The 13,029-nt window shown below is 65.9% G+C and carries 11 protein-coding genes; 8 read left to right on the top strand and 3 right to left on the bottom strand.

The window, feature by feature from the left end:
• Nucleotides 1-373: 373 nt before the first annotated feature.
• Entirely contained in the window at nt 374-802 is a 429-nt protein-coding gene (locus A9Q02_RS01785) for a hypothetical protein (RefSeq protein ID WP_097650661.1), read from the top strand.
• A gap of 6 nt (nt 803-808) precedes the next feature.
• On the opposite strand, the gene A9Q02_RS25025 is transcribed toward A9Q02_RS01785, so the two are convergent.
• From A9Q02_RS25025 to A9Q02_RS01775, 3 genes are all read right to left on the bottom strand, one after another.
• Nucleotides 809-934: a hypothetical protein gene (locus A9Q02_RS25025; protein WP_281256861.1), complete on the bottom strand. Its 126-nt coding sequence runs from the start codon at nt 932-934 to the stop codon at nt 809-811.
• A 54-nt stretch (nt 935-988) separates the two neighbouring features.
• Nucleotides 989-2,488 (bottom strand): KAP family P-loop NTPase fold protein, encoded by a 1,500-nt coding sequence (locus A9Q02_RS01780; RefSeq protein ID WP_097650660.1) that lies wholly within the window; start codon nt 2,486-2,488, stop codon nt 989-991.
• 131 nt (nt 2,489-2,619) lie between these two features.
• Nucleotides 2,620-4,848: an SUMF1/EgtB/PvdO family nonheme iron enzyme gene (locus A9Q02_RS01775; RefSeq protein ID WP_172450522.1), complete on the bottom strand. Its 2,229-nt coding sequence runs from the start codon at nt 4,846-4,848 to the stop codon at nt 2,620-2,622.
• A 502-nt stretch (nt 4,849-5,350) separates the two neighbouring features.
• Between A9Q02_RS01775 and A9Q02_RS24055 the strand changes: the two genes are divergently transcribed.
• The 7 genes from A9Q02_RS24055 to A9Q02_RS01745 all read left to right on the top strand — a co-directional run.
• The gene (locus A9Q02_RS24055; RefSeq protein ID WP_172450519.1) at nt 5,351-5,509 is read left to right on the top strand and encodes a hypothetical protein; all 159 of its coding nucleotides are present in this window, start codon (nt 5,351-5,353) and stop codon (nt 5,507-5,509) included.
• Between the two features lie 107 nt (nt 5,510-5,616).
• The gene (locus A9Q02_RS01770) at nt 5,617-6,846 is read left to right on the top strand and encodes a hypothetical protein (protein ID WP_097650658.1); all 1,230 of its coding nucleotides are present in this window, start codon (nt 5,617-5,619) and stop codon (nt 6,844-6,846) included.
• A gap of 14 nt (nt 6,847-6,860) precedes the next feature.
• Nucleotides 6,861-7,307 (top strand): hypothetical protein, encoded by a 447-nt coding sequence (locus A9Q02_RS01765; protein WP_097650657.1) that lies wholly within the window; start codon nt 6,861-6,863, stop codon nt 7,305-7,307.
• A gap of 16 nt (nt 7,308-7,323) precedes the next feature.
• Entirely contained in the window at nt 7,324-7,875 is a 552-nt protein-coding gene (locus tag A9Q02_RS01760; RefSeq protein ID WP_097650656.1) for a single-stranded DNA-binding protein, read from the top strand.
• Between the two features lie 209 nt (nt 7,876-8,084).
• Nucleotides 8,085-8,897: a hypothetical protein gene (locus tag A9Q02_RS01755; protein WP_097650655.1), complete on the top strand. Its 813-nt coding sequence runs from the start codon at nt 8,085-8,087 to the stop codon at nt 8,895-8,897.
• A gap of 187 nt (nt 8,898-9,084) precedes the next feature.
• Entirely contained in the window at nt 9,085-10,539 is a 1,455-nt protein-coding gene (locus tag A9Q02_RS01750; protein ID WP_097650654.1) for a hypothetical protein, read from the top strand.
• A gap of 313 nt (nt 10,540-10,852) precedes the next feature.
• The coding region (locus A9Q02_RS01745) for a DUF6094 domain-containing protein (protein WP_097650653.1) at nt 10,853-13,029 on the top strand (2,177 nt) is incomplete at its 3' end.

Raw genomic sequence — 13,029 nt, 5'->3', positions numbered from 1 at the left:
ATACCCGCTGCAACCGCGTTTGGGTAGGGCAATGTTCGCCTGCGTGGCTCCTAGCCTGGGGTTCGCCAACAGTATCTTGGGACGAGTTAAACCGGGGCTGTGTCTCACGAAAAGCGGTCGTTTGACCCTACTTAGTGAAACCCTTTGAAAGGGGTGCCCCTACAGGGCCGGGCCCGGTGTAGGGGCACCCCTTGCGGGTGCCGATGTACGGGCATCCCTGGCGGGTGCCTTGGCGGGGTGTATACACGGAAGATACAATCGCCCAGCCAGCAGAGGCATGCCGGAAATCCTACTCGTCACTCGTCACTCGGTCACTCGTCACTCATCGCTCGTCACTCGTCACTCGTCACTCGTCACGAAGGAGAATGTACCTATGTCAGATCTGTGTCGGGTCCTCATGATCGGCCATCTCAGCCGCGACCTGCAACGCCGGCGGCGCGACGATGGGGTCATCTACGGCGTCAGCACGCTCTGCGCGGCGCGTACGCTGCTCGTCGCTGGGCACCCGGTCGTGGCGACCACGCGGCTCACGCTAGAGGTCGTTGGTGCCGCACGGGTCGCGAGCGTTGCGCAGCAGTTCGGTGCTGGCAGTCGCGTCTTGGTTGAAGGCCACCTGGAACTGCGCGAGGCCACCGGGATTGAGCGCCTGCCGCTGGCTGATGGCACCGGCGAGGTGCTGGTGCGTGTCCCGCGCCGCGAACTAGTGCTCGTCGTGGCAACGATCTTCAATGCTGACCCCCCGCTGCCAACGGCGGAGGCCCAACGCCAGCCGGCGCAGGTCTGGTGGGACGAAGCGGCGTAGGGTGGTTCACCTGGTCGTGAGGCGTGCCGTGCCTGATTGAATGGTAATCTGGCGCGGCTGATGCTCATAGCTGTCCTGGTCAAGACCTCCGTGGAGGTGGAGCTCGCCGACCGTCTGGTATTGCTGCTCCATCAGGATGTGCCGTACCAGCGTTACGGGCCGCACGTGTGGTGTATGGCGCGCAGTTTATGCTGGTGAATTGCCATCAATCGTTACGCTGCTCTGATAGATTAATTCGTGCAGTTCGTCGTTGGAGAGCTTTTCGTACCATGGAGGATTGAGGAGCATGTCGCGCAGACGCGTATCCTGCTTGCCCATGTCGTCGCGCTGTTCCTGCGTAATTGGCGTGGGGATCGTGATGCCACGGGCGATCGCTTCATAGGTGCGCAGCAGGGTCGGATCACGGGCAATCTTTTCGTACAGATCGGGGAAGCTGCTCTGGATCACCGTGAGCTTGGCGATCAGGCCAGCGGGGGTGGTGCGGCCCTGCGCACGATCCAGGATGAGGTGTAGACGGAAGATGTTGAAGCTGCGCTTGACCTTGCGTGGGTTGGGCAGAAGGCCGGCACTCATCAACTTGGCGACGGACGTGGCCTCGTCGTCTGACAGGCCGGGCAGCTTTGGCAGCCGATTGCCGAGAAATTCGTGGATCGCGGTTTGCGCCAGTGGCGGCAGGGCGAAGGGAATCTGGACGATCTTCTCCAGATAGTCGCGTTCAGGCACGGGGAAGGCACCCGGTGCCGCGCCGCGTTCGCTCAGGGCGAATTCCTTGTAGCGAATACGAATCCCTCGCTCGATGATGGCGTGGTCGACACCGAGCACAAAGACGCAGCCGCGTGCGTCGAAGAAGACCTTGATGGCTTCGAGCACGCCAAGCGCCTGATCGGGGAGGCAGCGGTCGAGGTCGTCGATGAAGATGACCAGACGGTAGCCAGCCTGCGCGGCCCACGCTTCGATCAGCTCTTTCAGCTCGCTGTAGAACTGTTCCAGGGAGCGAACCTGATCGCGGTAAATCTTGGCTCGCTCGCGGCGGATTGCCTGGGCAAACGCCGTCGCGTCCTCGCCCTCGCCGAGCTTGCCCTGCGCCGCTTTGACGGCCTCCTCAAGCGCTTTCTGCACCGTGCCGACAAACGGGATGGCGGCCAGCCCAAGGCGCACGGCGGTGCCGGCTGCGGCCTTACCCACCTTGGGCCAGTCGATCGAGACACTGCCGAGCTCCTCGCGCTCGACGGTGCGGTACAACCCGGCGATCATATCGTCGAGGCGCTGCTCCAGCTTCGCACGCTCGGGCTCGAGATCGGCTGAGGGCGCTTGACCAGCGGCGGCGGCCTGCTTGCCGATGAGGGTGCGCAAGCGGTCATCATCGCGAACGACGTGCTCACGAATCTCCTCGACCACGCTGATCAGCAAGGCGCGCCAGAGCGCCTCGCTCTGGGCGTAGCGCCAGGCGTCGAACCAGATCGGCAATACGCCGGGGTGCCTGATGCGGTCGTCCAGCGTCTGGTACATCATGCGCATCATACTCGTCTTGCCGCTGCCCCAGGGGCCGTAGATCCCGACCGTCAGCGGGGTATCGCGGAGTTCGGCCCCACCAACGACCTCGACTAGCGCGGACACTGAGGCCCCAAAGCCCAACTCGTCCTCGGTCGTCCAGAGATCGCTATAACCCAGGGGTGCCACACTCATGATGTACCTCACGATTTAGACGTGATCCGCGCTGCGTGCGGGTGGGGAAGGGAACGCCCTTCTCCACACCCCTTCCCCTTCCCGCTTCCCCACCTGGCTCTACCGCAATGAGAGCCGCCCGCATACAGCAATCAGGATTCAGAACCGGGTAACAGAGAATGGCTGGCGACCCGCAACCCGAAGTCGGTGGCGCGGTCGCGCGGGAAGTGGCTGACATTGCGGGACGAAGCCCGGGCGGGTTTTTGTTCGTTCCCATAACTTCCGCCGCGCAGCCGTGGTGATGCAGTTCGTTCCACATAGGCCTCAGCCCACTCATCTTCTTCTTGGTAGGGATACTTTTTGCCAAACGGCGTTGCGCACCACTCCCAGACATTGCTCACCATATCGAAGATACCATATGGGCTGGCACCGCCAGCAAACTGGCCGACCGGACTAGTCTTCTTGATCCCCGCCTCTGTGCTGTTGCAGCGTCCCACCTCCCATTGATGACCCCACGGCCAGATCAAGCCATCCGGCCCGCGGGCAGCCTTCTCCCACTCCGCCTCGCTGGGCAGCCGGAATGTGTGGCCGGTCTGTGCACTGAGCCAGCGGCAGTAGGCGACCGCCTCGAACCAACTCACCCCAACGACCGGATAGTCGTTGCCGTTCCATTTCGTATCGTTCCAGAAACCTGGCTTGACTATCCCCTCCTTTTCCCGCCACGCCCACCCCACCTTCGTCCAGTAGGCGGGGTTGGTATAGCCATCGCCTTCGACGAAGGGCCGAAACTGCGCGTTGGTCACCGGGGTTTTGCCGATCCAGTAGTCGGGCAAGGTCAGCGTGTGCTGGGGTTTCTCGTTCGCTGTAGCCATCGTATCAGCGTCGCTGCTGCCCATCAGGAAGGGGCCGGCGGGTACTTTGACCAGCGCGGGAACCCAAGGCGGCAAGGCGGCCCTCGTTGCCTGGCCCTGAGGCCTGGGCGCGGGGGCGGGCTTTTTCGCGCCAGGATCAGGTGGTTGAGTTGGTTGCTCGTGTGGTTTCGAGATAGGCGGTTTTGGTGTGGGCGGTAGTGGCTCTGCTACGGCGGGCGGTGCGCGATCCGCCGGGGTCGGCGCGGCATCCGAGCTTGCTGCGGCAGGATGGGCCGTCGATGCCTCCCCCGTGCGGCGCAGGTCCTCGATTTCCCGGCGCAGGTCTTCGATCTCGATCGTGATGTGGGGCGGTGCGTCAATGCCGTAGCGCGCCGCCGTGAGCTCAAGCGCGTGCAGACGGCGACGTTTCTCGGCGAGGATAAGCTGGGCCTCCGTTGGAGGATCGTCGGGGGCAACGATCGCCGGGCGCGCCTGCTCGGGCGTCGGCACGGCCACCCCAAGCAATCGGTGGAACACCGCCGCAAGCAACGGATTGCGCGGTGCCCAGTGTGTGCCGTCACGTTTCGCGAGGCCAATCAGTTCCAGGCGCACCATGTCGTCGTCGAGGCGGTCGAAGGGCGGGCGGTCGCGCAGCAGGCGCCGGGCGGCCTGCTCCAACTGGTGCGTGCGCAGGTCGTCGCGGATGCGGCGGAGCAACGGCGGCGCGTCGGCAACAATCTCGGTCGCGGCAAGCTCCACGTTAGCCACGCTCAGCGCGGTGCCCGCCGCGTGGGCGCTTGCCAGCAACTCGCCCATGCGCTGGGTCAGGTACGGGTGACCAGCCACCTGCGCATAGACCGCCCGGCCAAGCGTTTCACTCAGGACAGCTTCGACGCCTGCCGCCTGGAGGCCGTCGGCGATCAGCGTGACCGCCTCAGGCGCGGGCAGATCGGGCAGGTAAATCTCTTCGCAGACACTATGCAGCGACGAGACCTCGCTCACGACCATGGTGTAGAGCTCGACGCCGCCGCTGAAGATGATCTGCAACTTCTGGAGCGGCGGCGAGACCAGCCGGTTGTGGAAGAACGAGCGCAGCGCATTGCCGAGGGCCTCGCGCGAGTCTGGGGGCAGTGCACCGAGCTCGTCGAGCATGAGCACAAGCCGCCCGACCTCGGGCCGCGCCAGCGCCTCAGTGAGCCGGGCCTTCAGCCGTGGCGCATTGACGATCTGCCCGAGGTCACGCCCAAGCGGCACGACCGTGTCGATCTGCTCGGCCAGATAGGCAAACACCTGCTCCGGTCGTGCGCCCTGGATCTCCTGAAAGTCAATCCGGCACAATTTCGTCGGCTGCTCCACCGCGCCCAGGAGCTGGAACAAGAGACTCGTCTTGCCGTTCTGGCGCCCACCATAGACCACGCCGTAGCGCGTCACCTCCTCGCGGCAGAGGCGCAGCAGGCGCGCCAACTCGGCAGCACGCCCCCGGAACACGGGGCTGCCCGGGCTGAGGGCCGTGGTTGAGAAAAAAGCCATACGCGCCACGCTGCTCCACGAACTGTGTCCGGAGGATATGACTCCATTGTAACAGACGAATCCGTGCGTGGGGGCAGATCCGGCGGTATCGGCTTCGGTGCGTTGCCGATTCACAGACGAATCCGTGCGTGGGGGCAGATCACTGCCCGTGCCTGGTGAACGCGACATCCGTCATTCCGCCTGATGCCCCGCCCGCCCGCCGCGTCCATACTCATCTCACCACCCCTGTTTCCTGCTGTCACTTCTGAATTGCACAGTCTGGTTGCAGGCGGCATTCGCCCGCCGGGGAAAGGGAAATGTCTGAAAGATGAACGATGAAAGATGAAACGGGCAAGGCATCCAGTGGTGCCTGCTGCGCTTTCGGCTTTCGGTTTTCGGCTTTCTGCTTTCCCCGGCCCTTCGCATGCGCGTTGAGCGCTTATCAGTCGTGTGCGCAGCCTCCCCAGGCTGCGCGTGATCCGGCGTGCCCGTCGCTGCGGGCCGTCGCACGTGAGGTGCTGTGATGAACGAGGAACTGTTCGCCTTCGTTGCAACCGATGACCCCGATGACCCCGATGACCCCGATGAGGAGCAAGATCAGGCGCAGCCGATCCCTGAGTTGGAAGCGTTCGACGAGGAGGAACTCGCCGACATCTTCAACCGCCTCGAACATGGTGCGTAGCCTGATGTATCCGCCGCATGCCCTGTCTATCGTTCCGCAGCGCGCAGAACGGCTCGGTTGTCACGACGACCGGGCCGTTTCGTTCGCTGCGCACGAAGGAGGTTCGTGTGCCAACGTATCTGCACGGGGCGCTCAGCGCCCATCTTCCGCCGCTGCGCCTGGTCAGCCGGGCGAGCCAGGAGTACGCTGGGGCCTGCCCGTTCTGCGGCGGCGATGAGCGTCGGAGCGATCGCTTCCATGTCTGGCTGACGCCGACGGGACGCGAGCGCTACTGGTGCCGTCGCTGCAATCGGAAGGGGCCGGCATCCGAGCTGACCAACGAGCGGCCATCACGTCGCCCCAGCCAGTCGGCTGAGCCGCGCCGTCCCCGGATGAACGGGCCGACACCGCGGCAGGAGCACATCCCACACTATCGGGCGCTGTACGCGCTGGTCGCAACCTGGGCTGAGGCGAACCTGCATCAGCCCTGGAACCCGGAGCCGTTGGCGTATCTGCGCCAACGCGGCTTTGACCTCGCCACGATGCGTTGGGCCAGGCTGGGCTATGCTCTGCGTGATCCCCAGTCGCTTGTGACCTTCCTGGAACGCCATGTACCCTGGTTGCTGCCCTATGCGGAGGAAGCCGGTGTGCTGACCCGCGATGAGATGGGTGAGACCGCGCATGCTGACCGGACACCGCACGCGGTGTCCCTACGAACACACCCGAATCTTTGCGGGCGGATTGTGATCCCTTATCTCAGCGCCGGCGAGGTCTGCGACCTGCGGACACGTCGCTTCCCCGGCAAGGGCTACGCCTCGCTCCCCGGCAGCTATGCCTGGCGCGGTGCGACGGTGCCGCTCGGGTGGGATGCGACGCGTGGGAGCGAGGTGGTGATCATCACCGAGGGCGAGTTCAAGGCGTTGGCCGCAACGGCGGCCTTTCGCGTTGGTGCCCTGCCCTACCCCGCCATCGGCCATCCTGGGCTGAACTACTTCCGCCCGGCGTGGGCAACGGCGCTCAACCGCCAGGGCGTCCGCGTGGCGATCCTGGCCTACGACGCGCGTGCCACACGACCACGTGATGATGACGGCCATGAACACCTGGCCCCCGAAGAAGCCTGGACGATCCGGCACGGGGCGACACTCGCCGCCGCCGGGCTCCAGGTGCTCGTGCTCACGTTGCCGCTGGAACCCGGTGCCGCAAAGGAAGATCTCGACAACTTTCTGCTCATCCACGGCCCAGCCGCCTTGACCTGGCATCTCCAAACCCATGTTCGCCCGCTCGCTGCCTCCATCGCCGCCCTGCCGCGAGCGCTGCTTCGCGCCGCAGGACTTGATCATCACCTGGGGACTGCATAGGAAGGAGTCCGACGATGTCCAACGAACCTGACCCACTGGTGCTACGTCACGCGCGCCATCGTTCCGATGGACGCACGCCGCTCCCGGCACGTCTGAACCCACCCGTCCGGCATCAGCCACTTCCGTCCCGAGCGCAGTCGCGTAGGTCGCCAGCTCAGGCAGTCACGCGCCGACGCTGGCCACGTGCCCTGCGCGTGGTCGTGTGGATTGGCAGTGTGCTGCTGAGCATCACTGCAATCCTTGGGGTCCTGGTGTTGACTGGGCAGACCGAGTTTGTCGCCTGGATCATTGTTGGCGCGGTGCTGGCGGTTGTCTTTGGCACACCGCTGCTGTGCGTCGTGAGCCTGTTCATCTGGTATGGCTGGGCCGTGACCCGTATGGGACGCGCTCGCCAACGCCCGCCCGCAACAAAGACCAGCGCTGCGCCGCAGGTGGCGCAGACGATCATTGTCATTGAGTGAGGAAGGAGGCAGTGGAATGGGAAACCGTGATCTAAACAAGATGATGCTCACCGGCCAGATTGAGGCTGAGCCGGAGATGCATTTTACCGGTGCTGGTGAGCCACGAACGACGCTGTACGTGCGCTGCGCTGGCGCACGCGATGCGACGCTGACCGAGCGCGTGCGCCTGGTGGCCTGGGGGTCACCGCTGGCCGAGCGCTGTAATGATCTGCTCCCGGGCATGCAGGTGCTGGTTGAAGGCCAGCTCCAGCGGTGTACCGCGGATGATCCCGCAGAACAGGCCCGCTTTCCGCTGGAAGTGCGGGTGCGTTCGTATCTGGTGCTCGACCCTGGTGACGCGGCGGCAGCCGTGCTGGTGCCTGTGTCGCCCCGTCCACCGGCCCCACCGACCCGTACGATGGCACTGCCACCGGCCCGACCGACCCGCACCGTGGCGCCGCCGCCACGTTCGAATGTCCCGCCAGCACCCGCTCGCCCGCCGCTCCCGATGCAGCCTCCCCGCGCGACCGATCCACGACCTACCATCGCATCCCCAACCGACCCACGCGAGCCAACGTCCCGCGCCTGAGGCGACCGCAGCGGCTTCGCAACACGTAATGACACCGCCCACGCTCCGTGGCGGTTTTTTGTGTGTTTCCCCCTTCCCGTTGGCATTCAACAGACCATGCCTCGCCCCCGCGTTGTGGTGACGAACCACGTGGGGACCAGGTCGGTTCTCCGCCTCGGTCAACGAGGTGAACTCTGATCGGTTTTGTTCAGCGAAAGGACATTGATCTCATGAACACGTTCGCAACTCGGATCGCCACCGTCGAGACGCCGACCGTCAATGATGCGACCCCGACCACGCCCGCGATCTGGTGGTATCACGGCAACAAGCCCGCCAAAACCCCCGGCATCTTCTACGTCAAGGGCACCGCGCTCCAGCAGGAGCCAACCGAGCCTTGGGTGCCATCGCAGCGCTTCGAGCACGAGGTTGGCTTCGAGACCCGCACGCTGCATCTGGCGCTGATTACCTGGCGTCAACAACCCTACCACGTCGTTGAGATCGTCTCTGGTGGCGAAAAGCGCAAAGATCGCCGCTACCTTGCAGCCTGGGAGCCCGGTGCCCAGATTCACACCGAGATCGTTTGTCTCGCCGAAGGCATCACCGAGCCGGTCGTCTGGTCGTTCCACGGGATGACCGGGCGTGCGGTGATGGGCAAGACGGGCCTCTTCAACGCCTACCGCAACGGCCTGTTGCGCGAGGCGGAGCAGATCGCCGGCAAACGCCTGCCGCTCTGGACCTTCTGGCTGCCTCTGTCCACCCTGGTCAACGCCAAGCATCAGGTGGTCTACACCGACACCGGCCACGGCTCACTCGTCACGCTCCCCATGCTGGCGTTGCCGGAGGCAGCGAATCAGACCCTCATGGACGACCTGTTCGTCGGCGAGGCGTGGGTGACCTATGGCTACGAGGTGCGCGCGCAGTTTGAGGACTGGCGGCACCAGCGTCGCGGCCTGAACGGCACGATGAATGGCCACGGTCACCCCAACGGCCACGGTGCCGACGTGATCGAGGAACCGCTGGCCGACGAGGAGGTGCCACGGTAGGTCGCATCTTCTGCTCACGACACCCAATGCAAGCGATCCCGTGGTGCACCTGCACCCCGGGATCGTTCGCGTGCTGAGGACACCCGACGATTGACCCATGGTGCTGCGCCTGCGGTTGGGGATGGCGATGTGTCCCCCGCGGGGCGCGTCGTCTCCTCCCGGGGCGCAGGCCGACCAGGAGGACACGATGTTTGATACCACGGCCCGCGTGTGGGAACGGGCGGGCGAGGTGATTGTCGCCCCGCCGGTCCCTGTTCGCCCGTTTATCGATACGCTGAAGACCCGTTGCCGCAGCGCACGTGCGAGCAGCTTTGGCTGGGTGATTCCTGCCGACGATGCTGAGACGGCGGTTGCGCTGCTGCGCGCCCATTTCCCGGTTGTCCAGGATGCCCGTCAGGTCGCGCCGCAGCCCCCGCCGTTTGTCGATGGGGGCTGCGACGATCCGTTCCGTCGCCTTGACCTGATCGCCGTCCTTACCCCAGCTGCTCCGGCCTTGCGTGCGATCTACCACGACCGCCACGAGGCCCGAGCGGCCTTCGCCCAGCTCGCCGCGTATGACCCAACGCTCCCGGCGCAGCTCGGCCTGGCCGAGAGCCTGGAGAATCAGTGGGTCATTGCGTATGCAGCCCAGCGCTTCTGGCATGAATTGCTCAGTGGCCTGGCGCAGTTGGTGCATGGCGTGGTGCTGGCTGACGGCACCGTGCGTGAGACGATCACGGCTCCCGATCTGATGGAATATTGGCACCGCACCCGTCGCCAGATCTGCGGCGCGGTGCCCGAGCACACCGGCCAGCGCTGGTATCCGACCGTCGCCACCTTGCCGATCTGGATCGCTGGGTTGCTGGCCTGTCTTGAGGGGCCAGCCTTCACGCTGGACGAGTCGACTGCCACGGTGTTCCGCCACCTCCCGCCCTGGCCACTGCGTCTGCCGAGTGAGCTCTTCCGGCTCGAGGTGAAGGACGCCGTCCACTGGCCGGTGTCGGTCTGTGTGTTGCCTGGGTCACAGGTCGGTGACGGCCAGGATGTCCTGCTGCACCTGAGTGCGGTCGGGGGCCTGAGCAAAAACCGGGCGCTCTGGGCGGCGATCCTGGATGGCCGCCGCGAACCGCTTGCGGTGCGCATCGGGAAACAGCGGCACGCTCCGCGCCGCATCGAGGGCCGACGGCCCTATGTGAGTGATTGGAACGACCAGCCGCTGCATGCCAGCGGCCTCAGCCACCTCGCCCTGACCCACCGCAGCGCCTTCGAGCCAGCGTTGGGCCAGGCCTTTGTTCACCTGGCGGGCAACGATGCCGCCGGCGCGCCCGATCTCGTGCAGTTTGCCCAGCAACTCAGCCGCGCCATTAGCCTCCCGTTCGATCTCGCCTGGGCCGCACAACTCTGGGCCTACGGCACGAACCCCGACGACACCGAGACAGCCCTGATCACCCCGCTGCCGAGCATCGGCTGCCAGGGGTACTGGGTGCTCGCCGATGAACCACGCTGGATGCGCCTGATCATCGCGGTGCAACACGGCGTTGCCCCTGAGGATCTCCGCGACGACGACCTGATGATCACCGACATCGGCGCGGCCCTCCGCCTCGATGACGTGATCGAGCAGGCCGGCGAAGGTGGAGACGAGGGGATGAGGGATGAGGGATGAGGGATGAGGGATGAGGGATGAGGGATTGAAGGAGGCAGGAGGTCGTTGACCGTTGCCTTCTTCATCCGCATCCGTATCGCTGCCGGAAAGCCCGCATTGCCCCCCCTCCCAGCCTCCCCCCGCTGGGGGGAGGAGTCCGACTCCCGCCCCCAGCGGGGGAGGGCTGGGGAGGGGGTGGTTGAACCAAATACACCCTTCACACCGTTGCGCCGTTGCGCCTTTGCGTCTTCGCGTCTTTGCGCTTTTGCGTCTTCCCATCTTCCCATCTTTGCGCCGTTGCGCCGTTGCGTCAAAAAAATGAAAGGACTCCCCCATGACTCGTCTTGCGATGGAAGCCCAGTTCCAGTATGTGCCACTTGCCCCGGAAGTCGTGCCCCTGATCGCGTCGCTGGTCGCTCCGGCTCCGGCGACGGCCCGGTGCCTTGATGTCTGTGCGGGCGGGGGTGAAGCCGCCGCGCAGTTGGCGACAGCCTGGGGCCTCGGGCGCGATCAGCTCTATCTCAACGAACTCGCCGATGGGCGCATGGAGCGCTGTCGGCGCTTCACGGATCACGTGCTTGGGGCGGACGCGATCCGCGCCTTGCAGATCAGCCGCCATACCTTCCAGGTCGCCTGGACCAACCCGCCCTTCGGGCAGCAGCCGAAGGCGCAGGGTGGCGGGCGGCTCGAACCACTCTTCTTCAAGCGCATCGTCGAGGAGGGCGGTTGGCTCCAGCCGGGCGGTCTCCATCTGATGCTCGCCCCGCAGGATGTCTGGCTGACCAACCTTGGTACGCTCAATCACCTGGCCCGCTGCTATGACCGCGTGACCATGCTGGCGCTGCCCGCGGCCTACCGCCGCTACCGCGAGGTGCTCGTGGTTGGCGTGGTGCGCACCAGCTGGCGCAGCGGCACCGAGCTGAAGGAACGCGCCCGCCTGATCGCTGAAAAGCTGACCGGCGAGTTGCCGGAGCTGACGCAGCAAGACGCCCCGCGCTACACCATTCCCGCGCCGCGCACGCCGCAGCGCGGGCCATCGCGTGGCGCGCCCCTGATCTGGCGCGATGCCAACGCCGCCACCCCCGAGCAGGCGCAAGCCGATGTGCTGGCCAGCGGCGGGGCCTGGGCCTCACGCGGCTATCAGACGCGGCTCCAAGCGGCTCGCCAGGATCGGCGGCGTATTCGCCCGATCTTCCCGTTGGGCAAGGTCGCCGCCGCGCTGCGCGTGGCCGAAGGCGACATCAACAATATGATCGTCACCATCGCCGGGCGGGCGGTGCGCATCAAGGGCAGCACGCGGAAGACGACCAAGACCTGGCAGGAAGAACGCGTGACCGGCGAGGGGGCGACGATCATCGACACCCACCGCATGGAGGTGCGGGAACCGGTGGTCGTCACGCTCGACACGGCGCAGGCGGCGATCACCCGCTACACGGGGGACACGGGCATTGCGGCGCTGATGGATCGGCCTGACGCAGCGCAGAGTCTGCTCGACGCCGTGGCCCAGAGTGCGCCGCCGGTCTATGCCATGCAACTGCCGCCCGACGTGGCAACCATTCTCGATGGCCTCGTCCCGGTGAGTGGGCGGGCCTTGCCCGGCTACCCGCCCGGCTTCATTCCGATGCAGCGCCACCTCATCGCCGCGCTGACGACGGCCTTTCGTGACCCCGACCCCCAGACCGGGACGCGCCGGCGGGTCATTGGGCTGAGTGCGGACATGGGCTGCGGCAAGAGTCCCTGCTCGGCCGGCGCGGCCGAGGTCATCCGTCAACTGCTGCCGACCAACCAGGGCCGAGCCTTCACGGTGCTGGTCGTTGCGCCCAATCACCTGATCGGCGAACTGGCCCAGGTGCGGGCGCACGAGCAGACCCTCGACGGGATGGAACGTCCGCCGCTCCCGCAGTGGATCGCCGAATGGCGCGACCTGCTGCCGCACTGGCACAGCACGATCCTTGAAACCCCGGCGCAGGTGAGCGCGTTCTACGCCGGGGCCACTGCCGATCCGACCACGCCACGGGTGGGGTTTCTCGCCTTTTCCAAGTTCAGCCTCGGCAGCGGCTGGGAGGTCGCGGTGACGACGCACCAGCCCGCGCCGCCGGTGCTGCCTGCCCACCCCGATGATCTGGCCACCCCGGATCAGCCGGCGGCCCTGAGCTGGCGGGCCGGGTTCTACCAGCGGCTGCTCGAAGAAGAACGCCGCGAGTGGGACGCGCTCAAGCAGCGCGAGCAGGCGCGCCGTAAGGGCGCAGCGCGCTGCGCCCCAACCGCCCGCGGTGCCCCAACCGCACGCCAGGCCCAGCGCGTCGCGGCGGCCAACGGCGACGCGAGTACGACCCAGACCTTCGGGCCAGGCGTGAGCGCACGCACCATCCGTCGTGATCAGCTGTTCCGCTGTGGAACGGCCCATCGTGAGGCGATCGAAGGAGGTGAGTATACCCCGCTCTGGCATTTCGACGGCGTCTTCTGCCCCGATTGTGGGCGGCGGGCGCGCACCCGGGATGGCATGCCCCA

The sequence above is a fragment of the Candidatus Chloroploca asiatica genome, assembly GCF_002532075.1.
GTDB lineage: Bacteria > Chloroflexota > Chloroflexia > Chloroflexales > Chloroflexaceae > Chloroploca > Chloroploca asiatica.
This window is presented reverse-complemented; position numbering and strand designations above follow the sequence as displayed.